13 protein-coding genes and 1 pseudogene are annotated in these 15913 nt (G+C 60.0%); all 14 read left to right on the top strand.

The features are described 5' to 3' along the window. Nucleotides 1-18: 18 nt before the first annotated feature. The 14 genes and pseudogenes from CAURIC_RS05340 to whiA all read left to right on the top strand — a co-directional run bounded on the left by CAURIC_RS05340 (nucleotide 19) and on the right by whiA (nucleotide 15828). A complete protein-coding gene (locus CAURIC_RS05340; protein WP_290183404.1) occupies nucleotides 19-2076 on the top strand; it encodes a primosomal protein N' in 2058 nt (685 codons plus the stop codon). A 56-nt stretch (nucleotides 2077-2132) separates the two neighbouring features. Beyond that, nucleotides 2133-2639, top strand: a complete 507-nt coding sequence (gene def / locus CAURIC_RS05335; protein ID WP_035113140.1) for a peptide deformylase — start codon at nucleotides 2133-2135, stop codon at nucleotides 2637-2639. Beyond that, a pseudogene (locus CAURIC_RS05330) lies at nucleotides 2636-3613 on the top strand (methionyl-tRNA formyltransferase); the annotation flags it as partial. The gene def and the pseudogene CAURIC_RS05330, both read left to right, overlap by 4 nt. Before the next feature lie 237 nt (nucleotides 3614-3850). Continuing rightward, nucleotides 3851-5515: an RsmB/NOP family class I SAM-dependent RNA methyltransferase gene (locus CAURIC_RS05325; protein WP_035113142.1), complete on the top strand. Its 1665-nt coding sequence runs from the start codon at nucleotides 3851-3853 to the stop codon at nucleotides 5513-5515. 119 nt (nucleotides 5516-5634) lie between these two features. Next, nucleotides 5635-6306, top strand: a complete 672-nt coding sequence (gene rpe, locus CAURIC_RS05320) for a ribulose-phosphate 3-epimerase (RefSeq protein ID WP_035113143.1) — start codon at nucleotides 5635-5637, stop codon at nucleotides 6304-6306. Nucleotides 6307-6308: 2 nt separating this feature from the next. After that, nucleotides 6309-7361 (top strand): bifunctional diaminohydroxyphosphoribosylaminopyrimidine deaminase/5-amino-6-(5-phosphoribosylamino)uracil reductase RibD, encoded by a 1053-nt coding sequence (gene ribD, locus CAURIC_RS05315; protein WP_035113144.1) that lies wholly within the window; start codon nucleotides 6309-6311, stop codon nucleotides 7359-7361. Between the two features lie 169 nt (nucleotides 7362-7530). Continuing rightward, the gene (locus CAURIC_RS05310; protein ID WP_035113146.1) at nucleotides 7531-8160 is read left to right on the top strand and encodes a riboflavin synthase; all 630 of its coding nucleotides are present in this window, start codon (nucleotides 7531-7533) and stop codon (nucleotides 8158-8160) included. A gap of 111 nt (nucleotides 8161-8271) precedes the next feature. After that, complete coding sequence (locus tag CAURIC_RS05305; RefSeq protein WP_052094746.1) at nucleotides 8272-9507, top strand: bifunctional 3,4-dihydroxy-2-butanone-4-phosphate synthase/GTP cyclohydrolase II; 1236 nt, start codon at nucleotides 8272-8274, stop codon at nucleotides 9505-9507. 52 nt (nucleotides 9508-9559) lie between these two features. Then, a complete protein-coding gene (gene ribH, locus CAURIC_RS05300; RefSeq protein WP_035113148.1) occupies nucleotides 9560-10039 on the top strand; it encodes a 6,7-dimethyl-8-ribityllumazine synthase in 480 nt (159 codons plus the stop codon). A 122-nt stretch (nucleotides 10040-10161) separates the two neighbouring features. After that, nucleotides 10162-10677 carry a PH domain-containing protein gene (locus CAURIC_RS05295; RefSeq protein WP_084588067.1) on the top strand — a complete coding sequence of 172 codons (516 nt, stop codon included), beginning with the start codon at nucleotides 10162-10164 and terminating at the stop codon, nucleotides 10675-10677. Nucleotides 10678-10680: 3 nt separating this feature from the next. After that, nucleotides 10681-12741 (top strand): excinuclease ABC subunit UvrC, encoded by a 2061-nt coding sequence (uvrC, locus tag CAURIC_RS05290; RefSeq protein ID WP_035113151.1) that lies wholly within the window; start codon nucleotides 10681-10683, stop codon nucleotides 12739-12741. A 39-nt stretch (nucleotides 12742-12780) separates the two neighbouring features. Continuing rightward, entirely contained in the window at nucleotides 12781-13689 is a 909-nt protein-coding gene (gene rapZ / locus CAURIC_RS05285; protein ID WP_052094731.1) for an RNase adapter RapZ, read from the top strand. A gap of 103 nt (nucleotides 13690-13792) precedes the next feature. After that, nucleotides 13793-14779, top strand: a complete 987-nt coding sequence (locus CAURIC_RS05280) for a gluconeogenesis factor YvcK family protein (RefSeq protein WP_035113152.1) — start codon at nucleotides 13793-13795, stop codon at nucleotides 14777-14779. A gap of 62 nt (nucleotides 14780-14841) precedes the next feature. Continuing rightward, entirely contained in the window at nucleotides 14842-15828 is a 987-nt protein-coding gene (whiA, locus tag CAURIC_RS05275) for a DNA-binding protein WhiA (RefSeq protein WP_035113154.1), read from the top strand. Nucleotides 15829-15913 lie beyond the last annotated feature (85 nt).

The raw sequence follows: 15913 nt of genomic DNA, 5'->3' as shown, positions 1-15913 counted from the left end.
GGGTTTATCCTCGGCACTGTGAAGGAAAAGCTGGATCAACCGATTGCACGAGTACTGCCTTTGCTGGGCATGCCACATTTGGACCGGCTCTTCGACTATTCCGTGCCCGCCAAGTATGCAGTAGAAGCGCAGCCGGGGGTTCGGGTGCGCGTTCGTTTTGCTGGTCGGCTCGTCGATGCGCTCCTGATCGAGCGGCGTTCGCACACGGACCACGAAGGCACCCTTCGCCCTATCGAGCGCGTAATTTCACCGCTGCGTTTGCTTACCCCCCAGCTGTGGGATGCCGTCAACACCCTCGCGGAGCGCTACGCGGGCACCCGCTCGGACATACTGCGTTCGGTTCTACCAGCGCGACACGCCAGTGCAGAAAAAGCCGGACTGTTCAGTGGCGGCAAACCCTGGGATCAATTGGGTAACGCATCGGTCTCGTGGGAGGAGCTTCGCGCCGATTCCCTTCAGGCCGCGCAGGAGGCTCTATCTCGCTACCACTTTGGCACTAATTTTCTCGACGCCGCGCTGGATTCGCGCTGTGCCCATGCCCATGTGCTGGGGATCCCTGGGCACAACCTCCATCAGTTGGCCGCGGATGTGGCAACCGCCGTGGCCATGCACGGCCAGGGCGTGTTGCTCATCGCTCCGAATGCGCGTGAAATTGGGCGCATCACCAAGGCTCTGTCCGCGTGGCTGTCCAGCAGCCAGATCACGGAATTAACCGCAGATCTTGGCCCCAGTGCGCGCTACCGCCGGTATCTGTCGATTCTGGCAGGACAGGCGCGCGTGGTGGTGGGCACCCGGTCGGCCATGTTGGCCCCGGTGACCAATCTTGGACTCATTGTCCTTTTTGGAGAGTCCGACGATAACCTCGTGGATCCGCGGGCACCGTATCTGCACGCACGAGATGTTTTACGCTTGCAGGCGGAACAGGCCGGTGCCTCCATGATGGTCATCGGTGTGCATCGCAGTGCAGAGATTCAGCAGTGGATTGACGAAGGTTTCATGCACCCAGTCTTGCCAGAGGCCGAACAGATGCGCTCCCACCGGCCGTGGATCCGGGCTCTTGCGGATTCCGACAACACGATTGAGCGCGAACTCCATGCCCCCGGATCTCGTTTGCCCACGATGGGGTTTGAGGCCATTCGCACGGCCCTGGATGGGGGGAAACCTGCACTTGTGCACGTTCCGCGCCGTGGATACGCACCGTCTATTTCCTGCTCAAACTGCCGTACCCCGGCTAGGTGCCGCAAGTGCAATGGGCCCCTGGAGTTGCCCGGGGCTGGGGAGGACGGTACCCCACAAACACCGAGGTGCCGGTGGTGCGGGGCGTCGGCGGGAGTATTTAGTTGCCCGGAGTGCGGTCACCGAGGCTTACGCCTGAACATCGTGGGCCAGGATCGCACGGCCCAAGAGCTGGGAAGGGCATTCCCCGGAATCCGGATCATTTCTTCGGCGGGGGACCACGTGCTCTCCGAGGTCCCGAATTCCCCCGCCATTGTCGTAGCCACTCCAGGTGCGGAACCACATGTCACAGGTGGTTTATACGGAGCGGCCGTGATTATGGACCCGTGGATGCAGCTGGGCCGCGCGGATTTGCGAGCTACAGAAAAGGCGCTACGCCACTGGCTGGAAGCGGCTGCTCTAGTAGCGCCCCATGCCGATGGAGGCGTGGTTGTCATCGTCGCAGAAGCGTGGCTGCGCCCCGTCCAAGACCTCATCAAGTGGGACGCTCCGGGGGCGGCCAGAAGGGAATTGGCCTCCCGGCAAGAAGCGGGTTTTCCACCGGCCGTCACGATGGCTGCGATCGACGGGACGCGGGACACCATCGATCAGCTACAGGCTGCTTGGGAGCAACCAGCGAGTGCCGAACTACTGGGGCCGGTAGAGCTGCCGCCCGGAATCCGCTTGCCCGCGGGCCTGACGGCAAGCCATGCAGATGAAGGCCGCCGGTTGATCGTGCGCATCCCCGCGAGCGATGGCATGTTGCTGGGCCGAAGCCTCAAAGTTGCCCAATCGATTCGCGGGGCACAGCGCAACAATGGCCCTTTAAGGATCGTGATGAACCCGGTGCGCGTGGGCTAAATCTAGGTGCCACGCTAGCCGCGGAGCTGTCGTGCCCATCAGTTAGGCTAGAGCACATGACAGTCCTACCCATGCGCTATTTTGGCGACCCAGTGTTGCGCACCGTTGCTGACCCAATTCGGAGTGAAGACGTGGGCGATCCCGCCGTGAGAACCCTGGTCACCGACATGTTGGAGACCATGGATCACTATGGTGGGGTGGGGCTGGCGGCCAACCAGGTGGGAGTAACTAAACGCGTATTCGTCTACGACTGCGACGGGGACCGCGGTCACATCATCAACCCCATGTGGGAGCGCGTAGGTGAGGAAGACCAGACCGGTCCCGAGGGCTGCCTATCCGTTCCCGGAATCGGGGGCACGGTCACCCGTGCTATGCGGGTTCGTGTCACAGGCGTAACCGTGGACGGGGAGCCTGTGGATCGGGAGGTTACAGAGCTTCTCGCCCGCTGTGTGCAGCACGAAACCGATCACCTGGACGGTGTTATGTTTCTGAAGCACCTGTCTTCGGAAGAGCGCAAGGAAGCGATGAAAGAGATCCGTCAGTCGGAGTGGTTCAATTCATGAAGATCATTTTTGCCGGAACGCCTGAACCAGCCGCGGTCACACTAGAGCACTTGCTGGCCGATGAGCGCTTGGAAGTGACTGCGGTGATCACCCAGCCCGATGCAAAAAAGGGGCGAGGGCGAATGCTCCGGCCCAGCGCCGTGGCCGAGGTCGCAGCTAAGCACGATCTGCCGATATACAAGTGGTCGACCCTCAAGGACGGAACCAAAGACGGTCAAGAAGCGAGGACCCAGTTGGCCGATTTGGCCGATTCTGGGGTGCAAGCGATCGCCGTGGTCGCCTACGGCAACCTCATTCCCGCGGATTTGCTGGACGTGGTGCAACACGGTTGGGTTAACCTCCACTTCTCGTTGCTGCCACGGTGGCGCGGTGCTGCCCCGGTTCAAGCAGCCATCGCTGCCGGCGATACCCACACGGGCGCGTCCATCTTCCGCATTGAGCGCGGTCTAGATACAGGGCCGGTCATGGCAACCAACGAGGAGACCATTGGTGTGGGGGACACGGCAGACGACTTGCTCACGCGCCTGACTTATTCTGGACGAGAGTTGCTAGCCGATGCATTGGTGGCTTTGGGCGAAGGTTCGGCATCGCTTGCTTCTCAGGACGACGCCCACGCGACCCACGCCGCAAAGATTTCGTCGGCAGACGCCCAAATCGACTGGCGCCTTCCCAGCGCGGTCATTCAACGGGTTGCGCGTGCCCACACGCCAGCCCCTGGAGCATGGACCGTGTTGCAGGATCAGCGCTACAAGATCGGTCTCATGCTTCCGGCGGACTCCGCAGCCGGAGCCAGCCAGGTAGGCGGTAGCTCCCCGAGCTCTGTGACTATTCCCGATCTACAGCAACTGCAGCCCGGGCAGTTGCTCGCCACGAGAAAGGAAATCTGGGTGGGAACGGCCACTGAGGCGTTGCGCATCATGTCCATCCAGCCTCCGGGCAAAAAGATGATGGCCGCAGTTGATTGGGCGCGCGGACAAGAACAATTACTCGATACGCAACCGGTATTCGCCTCCCCAGTGGACACCGAGCCCACGGTTCCCTACGCCCAATACCCGGATTCTGGGCACGCAGGTATTAGAGCTGCGGAGGCCAAGTCCGAGGCGCATAAGCCCGCAGCGAATGAGCCAGCCGTGAAAGAGTCCGCCATAAATGGCACCGCGGAAAACGGCCAAACGCAATCTAGCTCCACTACCGAAGGTAAGGAATAACTCATGGGTTTTCGTTCGCGGTCCGAATCTGCTCGTCGTGGAGACGCTCCCCGGGAAAACCCCCACGCAGTGCGGGGAGGCGCCGGCAGCAGGAGTGCCACGGGATCTGGGAGTAAGGGCCAACGTGGGCGTCGGGACCAGAAAGACGGCGACCACCGCGGAACGGTGAGCCGCGGCTACCACCAGCGCCGCCCGGAACATAAGCAGCGGCCACACCACCAACGCGGAAGTGGCGAGCCAGTGCGCGACGTGGTGCTGGAAGTGATTCGGGAAGTAACCCAGGATGGGGCTTTTGCCAACTTGGTGCTGCCGAAAGCACTAAAGCGCCACGGCTTGCAAGGGCGAGATGCTGCCTTCGCCACCGAATTGACCTACGGCACCCTACGCGCGCTGGGACTGCTCGATGCGGTGATTGCTAAGGCTGCGGGTCGACCAGTGTCCAAGATCGACGCAGTGGTGTTGGACATTTTGCGGTTGGGCGCCTACCAGATTCTGCGCACCCGGGTGGATGATCATGCAGCGGTTGATACATCCGTTGAGCTGGCAAAGGCCAACGGCGAGGGCAAGGCCAGCGGTTTCGTCAATGGAGTGCTACGCACGATTACCCGCACACCCGCCGACGAATGGTTACGCAAAGTGACCGACGGGAATTCCATCGCGGACTTGGGGCTGCGGCATGCCCACCCAGGGTGGATTGCTTCTGCATTCAACGCTGCACTCGGAGGAACCGACTCCACACAGGCCGACGACCTCGCCCAGGCTTTGGCTGCCGATGATGAACGGCCCCAGGTACATCTCGCAGCGCGCCCAGGTCAAATGTCCGCCGAAGAGCTGGCGCTGGTGACCGGGGGCGAAGAAGGAAGGTTCAGCCCGTACGCGGTGTACCTGTCCGAGGGCTCACCCAGCGGAATTGAACCAGTGCGCGACCGACTGGCGAGCGTGCAAGACGAGGGTTCACAGTTAATTGCTTTGGCGCTGGTGCGTGCCCAGCTGGGCGCAGCAGAGGAGACAGGTAGCACCCTCGGCACAGATCGTGCGGATAACGGCCGCTGGTTAGATTTGTGCTCTGGGCCTGGCGGCAAGACCGCGTTCATCGCATCCTGGGCTGTGGCGGACGATGCACGGGTAGATGCCATTGAGGTTGCTCCGCACCGTGCAAAGCTTGTGGAGACCACGACGGAGAACCTTCCTGTTTCCGTGCACGTGGGTGATGGTCGCAAGGTACGCGAGATTTCCGGACTGGACATGCCAGAAGCCGGCTTCGACCGGGTGCTTGTGGACGCACCGTGCACTGGTTTGGGAGCGTTGCGCCGTCGGCCGGAGGCTCGCTGGTTCAAGCAACCCGATGACGTGCCCACCTTGGTAGCCCTACAGAAAGAACTGCTGACCAGCGCTTTGAGCGTCACCGCACCGGGCGGAGTGGTGATCTACTCCACATGCTCCCCGCATCAGGCCGAGACCACGGATGTTGTGCGAGCTGTCGCCGCGAAAACCGGGGCGGAGATAATGGATGTGCGCCCGTTGCTGCCCGAACTGGAGGGGACCGACGCTGCGGCGCGGTTGAGCGATGCAGAGCGCACGATCGACCCGCGGTTCGTGCAGTTGTGGCCCCACCGCCACGGTACGGACGCGATGTTTATTGCGGCGCTGCGGCCTAGCTCCACCTAACTAGCGCCGCCTCCCGCTGACCCGTCACCGTTCGTAGGCGAGGCCAGGCTCAGGCGGAAACGCTGGCCTAGCCGCAGCTGCTTGAGACTCACCCACTCCCAACCACTAGAATGTGGTGCATGCCTCAAAAAACCATCATCGCGCCATCGATTTTGGCAGCTGATTTCTCGCGTCTCGGCCACGAAGTTCGCACGGTCTCCAACGCGGACTGGATCCACATCGATGTGATGGATGGCCACTTTGTCCCCAACCTCTCCTTCGGCCTGCCCGTTGCACAATCTATCGTTGGGTTAACCGATAAGCACCTCGATGTGCACCTCATGATCGAGGACCCCGCTCGGTGGGCCCCCGGTTACGCCCACGATTTCGATTCCGTAACCTTCCACCTGGAAGCCGTGGAATCCGTCGATGCCGCCAAGCAGCTCGCCGCGACGCTGCGCGCTGAAGGCACGCTGGCAGGTGTGGCCATCAAGCCGGGAACTAACCTGGGGCCACTGCTTGACCACCTCGCGGCATTCGACATCGTCCTCATCATGAGTGTGGAACCAGGATTCGGTGGACAAAAGTTCATGCCCGAAGTGCTGGATAAGGTGCGTGAACTACGGGAGCGCATCGACCGCAAAGGCCTGCACACCATCATTGAGATCGACGGTGGCATCGGCCCTGAGACCGCGGCAGAAAGCGCTGCCGCTGGGGTGGATGCCTACGTCGCGGGCTCTAGCGTATTCGGCAAGCCCGACCCGATTGAACGCATCAACGCTATCCGCTCGGCCATTTCTTCGAGGCTCTAGCCTTGCTCCCTGATTTTTTTGCCGACGCCACGCGCCTCAGCTGGTCCGCCTTTGGTAGCACCTCGCCAAATCCCCCAGTCGGGGCGGTCATAGAGGACACATCCGGCAACGTAGTTGGACGCGGAGCAACCGAACCTGCTGGTGGCCGGCACGCAGAGATCGTAGCATTGGCTGAGGCGGGAGAACGGGCCCGTGGTGGAAGAGCCATCGTAACGCTCGAGCCCTGTAACCACTTCGGTCGAACCGGCCCGTGCTCCCACGCCCTTATCACGGCAGGCATTGCTCGGGTAGATTATCTGTTCGCAGACCCGTTCGAGCCAGCTTCTGGCGGAGCAGATGCTCTGCGAGCAGCAGGGATCGAAGTACACGGACCATATTTACCCCACCCGGACCAGCTGGATAGCTGGACCCCGGTGCAGGCTGTGGAAGCCTGGCTGCGGGGCGTCAAGAATAAGCGCCCGTACGTGATCCTCAAGATGGCCGCGACGCTAGACGGGAGAGTAGCCGCGGCCGATCGTACCAGCCAGTGGATTACCGGTGATGTGGCGCGCCAACACGCCCACACGAGGCGCGCACAGGTGGATGCCATTGTGGTGGGAACCGGAACGGTGTTGTCAGACGACCCCAAGTTAACCGCGCGGAATGCCACTGGAGATACGTTGCCACCAGCCATCCAGCCCCTGCGTGTCGTCGTGGGAGAAACACCCATTCCCGAGACCGCCACACTCTGGGCTCAACCTGGCGAAACAGTAGTAATGCCCACCCGCGACGTCCGCGAGGTGCTGCGGCATCTCCACGACAGAGAAGTGGTCACCGTTCTAGTGGAGGGAGGGCCGACCCTCGCGGCGGCGTTCCTCGATGCTGGGATGGTTGACGAGATCAACTTCTACGGAGCGCCAGCGCTGTTGGGCGCCGGGGTTAACGCTGTCCATGGCCACGGCATGGGTTTGGGTGACACCATCGCCCATATTCAGCGGTTCACGCCACGAGAGGTTCACCGTCTTGGCAACGATATTGGGTGGATCCTCACCGCCAAACCCTCCCACACAACGTGAGTAGGTAACGCGCTGCAGTCGTGCGGGAGGCAATCACGAACGCCTGGGTTAAACACGGGCTTGGGTTGGACAGGCCGCTTGAGCTTAGCGGAATGCTGGACGAAGACAGGGCGCATCGCACAAACACAGCACGAGAACTAAACACGACAATGAATACAAAAGGTGGAGAATGTTCACGGGAATTATCGAAGAAACGGGTACGGTCCAGGCGATCGAAAGGCAGGGCGATGCCATCCGGATCCGTATCGCAGCCACTCGCGTGTTAGAAGGCACTAAACACGGAGATTCCATCGCCGTCAACGGTGTGTGCTTGACGGTCTGTGCCTTCGACGAGGATAGCTTCACCGCGGACGTCATGCAGGTCACGCTCGACTACACAACCTTGGGCTCGATTCAGGTAGGACAGCGGGTGAATATGGAACGCGCTACCGCCACCGGGCAGCGCTTAGGTGGCCACATTGTTCAAGGGCATGTCGATGGAACGGCCCAGTTGGTCTCGCGAACCCCCTCAGAGCACTGGGAAGTCTTTCGCTTTACCCTCGATGACCCGCATTTGGGCCGCTACGTAGCGAAAAAGGGATCCATCGCAATCAATGGCACATCATTGACCGTGGCTGAAATCACCGACTCGGTGGCCCTAGAATCCGCGGCCCAGTGGTTTGAAGTTTCCCTCATTCCCACCACTTTGGCAGACACGATGCTGGGAGACGTGAGCCCAGGGGATAAAGTCAACGTGGAATGTGATGTGTTGGCCAAGTACCTCGAGCGACAGAGGGGCTTTGGCAACTCCGGCGACTAGTTAACACTGCTCAACCCAGCATTACTCACGGCGACGAATAATCCGCACCCCACGACAGGCCACAATCAACTGTCACAAGAATGGAAAGTGTAAAGGTGACACTGCATGGACATGCACACTTCGGAAGAGCCCATTGTTCTGGACGATGTCAGCGCAGCCATTGCTGACATTAAAGCGGGCAAAGCCGTTGTTGTTGTAGATGATGAGGACAGAGAAAACGAAGGCGACCTCATCTTCGCCGCAGAACTAGCCACGCCGGAGCTCGTGAGCTTCATGGTGCGCTACAGCTCCGGTTACATCTGTGTGGGCATGCCACACAATGACTGTGACCGCCTAGGGTTACCACCCATGGTGGCGCGCAACGAAGACGTGCGTGGCACGGCTTACACCATCACGGTAGATGCTGCCGAGGGCGTGGATACGGGAATTAGTGCCACCGATCGAGCCCGGACTATCAAGCTCTTGGCCGATCCACAGTCCACCATCGGCACATTCAACCGCCCTGGCCACGTGGTCCCGCTGCGGGCACGCGACGGCGGGGTCTTGGTGCGTCAAGGGCACACCGAAGCCAGTGTTGATTTGGCAGTGGCAGCGGATCTTCGCCCTGCGGGCGCCCTATGCGAAATCGTGAGTGAAGAAGATCCCACCACGATGGCCCGCTTGCCGGAGCTACGCCGGTTCGCCGACAAGCACGATTTGAAACTCATCAGCATCGAGCAGCTGGTGGAGTGGAAGCGTAAGAACACGTCAGTAGTTGAGCGCCAAGTAGAAACCCGAATGCCCACCAGCTATGGGGAATTCCGCGCCATTGGATACACCAACATCGTCGACGGGACGGAGCACGTGGCCCTCGTTGCAGGCGATGTCACTGGTGCCGATGACGTGCCCGTCCGTGTTCATTCAGAGTGCCTCACCGGGGACGTATTCGGATCCAAGCGTTGCGATTGCGGCGAGCAATTGCACCTGGCAATGCGCGAGATCGCGCGTGCAGGAAAAGGTGTTCTGATCTATCTGCGGGGGCAAGAAGGCCGCGGAATCGGCCTCATGCCCAAGCTACGCGCCTACGTGTTGCAGGATGAAGGCCTAGATACCGTAGACGCAAACACCGAGCAGGGCTTGCCCGTAGACGTGCGCGAATACAGTTCGGCAGCTCAAATCCTGAGCAACCTCCAAGTCAAGTCCGTCGCTCTGATGTCTAACAATCCGCACAAGGCCGACAAGTTATCGGACTACGGAATCTCCGTCTCCCGGCGTATCCCCGTAGAATTACCGCCAAATCCAGAAAACATCGTCTATCTGCGCACCAAGCGCGACCGGATGGGCCATCAACTGGACTCGCTGACTTAGCCCGCCGCAGCCAGCACAACTGACCACTCGTGAACGAAGGAGAACTACCGACATGGCGCAACATGGCGTCGCCCAATTGAGGCTTGAACCCGGTGACGCAGAGGGAATGCGTGTAGCCGTTATTAGTGCTCTGTGGAATGCAGAGATTACCGACCAGCTGCACGAGCGCTCCATCACGGTAGCTAAAGAAGCCGGAGCCCAGGTCGCCAGCTGGCGCGTGGCAGGCGCGTTAGAGCTTCCGGTGGCCGTCGCAGAAGCGTGCGAGAGCTTCGATGCCGTGGTTGCCAACGGCTGCGTCATCGAGGGGGAGACCGATCACTTCCGCGTGGTGTGCGACTCCGTGACCTACGGTTTAACGCGGGTTGCCCTCGACCAGCGCACGCCCGTGGGAAACGGTGTGCTAACGGTCTCGAACTACCAGCAGGCCATCGACCGCGCAGGTGGTGAGGGTGCCAAAGAGGATAAGGGGGCCGATGCAGCCACCGCCGCAATCCATTCTGCTCTCGTCATCCGAGAGATTGGCGAGCACTAGTCGCCTACGATCGAGAAGCACGCGCAGCTTCTGGGTCGTTTTCGGCTCTGCGCGACCAGCGGGGTAGGGTTGAAACCGTGAATAAGGCGAAGTCAGGACAGCGAGCTGCTCAGGGGAATAAAATGAACACTTCTGCCGGCCTCCCGACGGACCAGGGTGCCGCAAACACCGCGGATCGTCACTCGGGCGTTTTTGGGCACTGGGAGTTAACGTACACCTCTCCTTTTTTGCGACGCCTCGCGTGGATTCTGGTCGTTGCTGTCTTAGCAGTCCACGTGTTCATGGCCTTCATCGTCTCTGTGGGCGATACAGGTGTGGCTGTCACTCTGGCCGACCAGCTGGGTTTTGTCGGCATCGGAATAATCTTCTGCGTCCCCGCTTTGGGTCTGCTGCGCCCCCGTGTTCGCGTTAATAGCGCCGGCGTGGAAGTACGGAACATAGTCAACGCACAGTTCTACCCTTGGCAGATCATCTACGGTCTGTCCTTCCCAGCCAGCTCGAAGTGGGCACGGTTGGAATTGCCCGATTTCGAGTTCGTGCCCATGATGGCGCTCAACGTCTACGACAAGCAGCTTATCGCGCAGCGCGTGGAGGAATTCCGGCGCCGCGAGGACAAATACATGCCCGATGAGGATTAATCATTGAATTCGGTTTCTTACCGCCCGGCCCCAGGAACTATCCCGGATAAGCCGGGCGTGTACACGTTTAGGGATGCGAATGACCGCGTGATCTACGTGGGTAAGGCAAAAAGCCTGCGGTCGCGCCTGTCCAATTATTTCCAAGACCTTTCCCAATTGCATCCGCGCACCCGCGCGATGGTGCAAACCGCCAATCGTGTGCAGTGGACGGTGGTCAGCAGCGAGCTAGAGGCACTCAACCTGGAGTACACCTGGATCAAGCGATTCAACCCGCGATTCAACGTGATGTATCGGGATGATAAGACCTACCCGATGCTAGCGATCAGTATTAAGGAGCAGATCCCGCGAGCGTTCCTGTATCGCGGGCCCCGCCGCAAAGGGGTGCGCTATTTCGGTCCTTATCCCAAAGCATGGGCTATTCGCGAAACCCTGGAATCGCTCACTCGCGTTTTCCCCATTCGCACGTGCACGACCGGAGTGTATAAGCGTCACGCGGCACTGGATCGACCGTGCCTACTGGGCTACATCGACCGATGCAGCGCGCCGTGCGTAGGCAACATCACTCCAGGAGCTCACAGGGAGCTAGTGGACCAGTTTTCTAGATTTCTCGCCGGTAATACGGATGACGTAATGCGACGGGTCCGTCAGGAAATGGAGGCGGCCAGCGAAGATCTGGATTTCGAACGCGCGGCTTCGTTGCGGGATCAATTGCAGGCAATGAACAAGGTAGTGGAGCGCCAGGCGGTGGTGTTCTCCGATACCACGGATGCCGATCTGATCACCTTCGTATCCGACGAACTAGAATCTGCCGTGCAGATCTTCCACGTCCGGGGCGGGCGCATTCACGGCCAGCGCGGCTGGGTAGTGGAACGGGGCGATAACACGGACGAATCGCTCCTGCGGGAGTTCATAACCCAGTTCTACGGGGAGGAAGCTGAACTGGCCCGAGCTACCGAAACCGCCGTGGGTGGCTCTTCTAGCTCCCAGGTGGACCTAGAATTGGCCAAGGCAATCAACCCCGCCGCCGTCAGCGAACTTGGCGATCTGGTTGGTGATGTGCAGATTACGCCCGTCCCAAAGGAAGTCCTTGTCCACACGATTCCGGAAGACGTGGAGCAACTGACCACGTGGCTCAGCGAACTGCGGGGCTCCCACGTGGGCATCCGCGTTCCGCAACGCGGTGACAAAAAGCAGCTGTTGGAAACCGCGAACCAGAATGCCAAGCAGGCCCTTGCACAACACAAGCTGAAGCGTTCCGGAGACCTCACCACGCGATCGGCAGCCCTGCAAGAACTGCAGGAAGCGCTGTTCATGGACACCAGCCCACTGCGCATCGAGTGTGTGGATATTTCCCATATTCAAGGCACCGATGTGGTAGCCAGCCTGGTGGTATTCGAAGACGGTATCCCCAAGAAATCGGACTACCGCCGCTACAAGATCAAGGAAGCCGCCGGGGATGGCCGTTCGGACGACGTGGGCTCGATCGCGGAGGTCGTGCGCAGGCGTTTCCGCCGCCACTTGGAAGATAAAACGGCCATGCCCATGGGGGACGATGGCGGCGAACTGTTGGAAGGCGAGGATCAATTAACTGCGCCGGAGGGGGAGAGCGGGGCGTCAAAAAAGAGGTTTGCCTACCCACCGCAACTGTTTGTGGTTGACGGTGGCCAGCCACAGGTTAATGCAGCGCAGGCGGTGCTGGACGAGCTGGGGATCACCGATGTGACCGTGGTTGGCATTGCCAAGCGTTTGGAGGAACTGTGGGTGCCTGGAGACGATTACCCCGTGATCATCCCGCGCGGTTCGGATGCCCTGTACTTGGTCCAATATCTGCGCGATGAAGCCCACCGGTTTGCGATCACCTTCCACCGCCAGCAACGTAGTGCACGTATGCGCAGGTCAGTGCTGGACGATATTCCAGGTTTGGGCCCCAAACGCAGGGCACAGTTAGTGAAAGCGTTCGGTTCGGTGGCCAAGGTCAAGGCCGCGACGGTGGAGGACATCGCCGAGCTACCGGGGTTCGGTCCGCAATTGGCAACGGCAATTCACCAGGCGTTGCAGAATTGATCTATTGCCCAAGGTAAAGGGGTAGTAGAGTTTTTAACTATGGAAGTTTCACGCTCGCACTCTCCGCACTCTTCGCACTCGGCGGCTCTGCAAGATCCATCGCTCGTATTGATTACAGGCATGTCCGGGGCTGGTCGACGCGCTACGGCAGCCGCTTTAGAGGAGCTCGGATGGTACGTTGCTGAAAACCTCCCTCCGGAGCTTATTTTGCGGATGGTGGAGATGTCCTTCGACAATTCCTCGCCGATCGAAAAGCTTGCGGTCGTGACCGATGTTCGTTCGCGCGCGTTCGCCGGAAGCTTGAAGGACGTGTTGGATACCTTGGCCACTCGCGGTCGCCGCCCTATTCTTCTTTATCTCGACGCCACTGACAGCGCACTCATCACCCGATACGATACTGTGCGGCGAACGCACCCCCTACAGGGTGACGGCACGTTGCAATCGGGCATCGATCAAGAGCGGGCGATGCTGGCCGATATTAAACAGCGGGCGGACATCATCTTGGACACGTCCAATAGAAGTGTCCACGATCTGCGCCGAGACTTGGAACACTACTTCGATGGTGTTGAAAGCAACCGCGTGCGGGTGAATATCCAGTCCTTTGGATTCAAGCACGGCCAGCCTAAGGATGTGGATGTGATGCTGGATACCCGTTTTTTGCCGAATCCATATTGGGAACAGGACTTGCGTGGGTTCCGTGGCACCGATGCGCCCGTTCGGGACTTTGTTCTGGAAGGTCCAAACGCCCAAGAGTTCGTACGGTCTGCCGAAGCACTGTTGCATGCCATGGTCGAGGGATACCGTGAAGAAGGTAAGGCCTTTGTAGCAGTGGCCGTCGGGTGTACCGGCGGTCATCACCGCAGCGTGGCTGTCGTGGAGGAGCTCGCTAGACGATTACGCCGCGACGGAATGGATGTGCGAACTAGCCACCGCGATATCAATCGCTGATTTGACGGCAGCCAACAACCGCACCGACGTCACCTATCTATCAACCCCCAATGTGTTTACCGCTTAAGCGGCCAGCATATTACCCACTAAACTAAGTAGTTCTATGACCCGCTCACAAGACAGTTCTTTTCCGCCGGCATTCGACAAAATCGCGTGTCTCGGGGGAGGCCACGGCCTGTTTAATACTCTGCGCGCTGCGCGCCAACAGGCAACTTATGTTTCCGCCATCGTGACCGTTGCCGACGATGGTGGATCGTCTGGGCGCATGCGCCGCGAATTCAACTGCCTGCCGCCTGGGGACCTGCGGATGGCTCTGGCCGCGTTGATGGATAACACCGACCGGGGTGTGTTGTGGGAACAAGCTTTGCAGCACCGCTTCGGAGGCAAGGGCAGTTTGAATGGCCACGCGATTGGGAACTTCCTGATCACTGGTTTAGCGCAGGTCATCGGCGATGAGCAGCAGGCGCTGGATGAGCTGGCTCGAATCTTCCGGGTCTGTGGACGGGTGATCCCCATGAGCCCGGAGCCTTTGGATCTCGAAGCAGAGGTTATCGGGCTAGGTGTTGACCCACGCGAGGTTAACCCGGTGCGCGGCCAAGTTGCCGTGGCCACCACGTTGGGTCAGGTACGGCGGGTGAAGCTGCACCCTGCGGAACCACCGGCCAGTCCTGCCGCAGTGGAGGCTATCATGGAGTCCGATTTGGTGACTATGGGTCCTGGCTCTTGGTTTTCCAGCGTTATCCCGCACGTTTTAGTTCCGGGCATTATCCACGCTTTAAAGGAAACCTCGGCTAAGAAGATACTGATCCTAAACTTGGTTCCGGAACCGGGTGAGACCAGTGGCATGTCAATTGAGCATCATATTCACATGATGCGGCAGCACAGTGCGGACTTGAGTGTTGACTATTTGCTCATCGATGAATCAACGGTCACGGGTGACGCTGCCCGGCTACACATCGAGCGTGCCGCCTCGGCCATGGGGGCCGAGGTTGTGTACCGCGATGTACGTGAAGACGATGGCCGTGGTCGGTTCACAGATCGACATGACCACACCAAGTTGGCTAACGTACTTGCAGAGTTCGCCCGATAGGTGCGAGGGAGCATTAGCCGGGACAACCCACCGGCCCTGGGAAGAAAGGAAGTGGGCGACAAGTGGCTCTCACGGCAGATGTGAAGTCGGAGCTCAATCGTGTAAAGCTCATCGCTAGTGACGAAATGACCGCGGAGGTCGCCAGTATTCTGCGTTATAGCGGGGCTTTGCACTTGGTTGCGGGCACCCTCGTGGTCGAGGCCGAACTCGATTCTTCTGCCACAGCTCACCGTTTGATGGGGATGGTCGAACAGCTTTTTGATCTCGACGCCCAGCTGCAGGTGATCGGGGCCGGCAATAGTCGCCGGGCTGCCCGTTACATTGTGAAATGGGTCGATGGCGGTTTGGAGCTTGCGCGGCGCACCGAGATCATCGACCGGGCTGGCCGGCCGGTTCGGGGGTTGCCGCGATTTATCATCGGTGGCACTCGCGAGCAGTGTGTGGCTGCTTGGCGGGGCGCGTTTTTGGCACAGGGCGCGCTGACTGAACCGGGCCGTTCTTCAGCTTTGGAGGTCACCACCCCTAGCAATGAAGCGGCTCTCGCCCTCGTGGGCGCGGCCCGCCGTATCGATGTGATCGCCAAGACGAAGGAAGCCAGGGGCGCCCATCGCGTGATCGTCAAGGATGCCGAATCCATAAATAGTTTGCTGACTATGATCGGGGCTACCGATTCGAAGGTCGCCTGGCAAGAGCAACGCCAACGCCGCGAGGTGCGCGCGAAATCGGACCGATTGGCCAATTTCGACGACGCAAACCTGCGTCGCTCTGCCCGGGCCGCGGTGGCCGCGGCTGCCCGTGTAGAACGCGCATTGGAAATCCTGGGGCAAGACGTTCCCCAGCATCTCGCGCAAGCGGGGCAGTTGCGTGTCCAGCACCGCCAGGCGTCGCTCGAAGAGCTAGGCCAGTTGGCAGACCCACCGATGACCAAAGATGCAGTGGCCGGCCGTATTCGCCGGTTGTTGTCAATGGCGGATAAGCGGGCTGAAGAGTTGGAGATCCCAGATACGAATTCTGCAGTCACCGATGATCTGTTCAATGAGGTCGACTAGGGCTGGGGACGTAACTGCTGGGCCGAGCCGTGGGATCGGTGTAACTGACGACAGCGAGCGATCCTACTGTCCGGGGGGCTCATCC

Origin of the sequence: Corynebacterium auriscanis (assembly GCF_030408435.1) — a bacterium.
GTDB classification, from domain to species: Bacteria; Actinomycetota; Actinomycetes; order Mycobacteriales; family Mycobacteriaceae; genus Corynebacterium; species Corynebacterium auriscanis.
This window is presented reverse-complemented; position numbering and strand designations above follow the sequence as displayed.

Excerpts from the sequence above, each read along its gene's own strand:
- def (WP_035113140.1), top strand. The coding sequence starts at position 2,133 with ATGACAGTCCTACCCATGCGCTATTTTGGCGACCCAGTGTTGCGCACC.
- CAURIC_RS05325 (WP_035113142.1), top strand. The coding sequence starts at position 3,851 with ATGGGTTTTCGTTCGCGGTCCGAATCTGCTCGTCGTGGAGACGCTCCC.
- rpe (WP_035113143.1), top strand. The coding sequence starts at position 5,635 with ATGCCTCAAAAAACCATCATCGCGCCATCGATTTTGGCAGCTGATTTC.
- CAURIC_RS05310 (WP_035113146.1), top strand. The coding sequence starts at position 7,531 with ATGTTCACGGGAATTATCGAAGAAACGGGTACGGTCCAGGCGATCGAA.
- CAURIC_RS05305 (WP_052094746.1), top strand. The coding sequence starts at position 8,272 with ATGCACACTTCGGAAGAGCCCATTGTTCTGGACGATGTCAGCGCAGCC.
- ribH (WP_035113148.1), top strand. The coding sequence starts at position 9,560 with ATGGCGCAACATGGCGTCGCCCAATTGAGGCTTGAACCCGGTGACGCA.
- CAURIC_RS05295 (WP_084588067.1), top strand. The coding sequence starts at position 10,162 with ATGAACACTTCTGCCGGCCTCCCGACGGACCAGGGTGCCGCAAACACC.
- rapZ (WP_052094731.1), top strand. The coding sequence starts at position 12,781 with ATGGAAGTTTCACGCTCGCACTCTCCGCACTCTTCGCACTCGGCGGCT.
- CAURIC_RS05280 (WP_035113152.1), top strand. The coding sequence starts at position 13,793 with ATGACCCGCTCACAAGACAGTTCTTTTCCGCCGGCATTCGACAAAATC.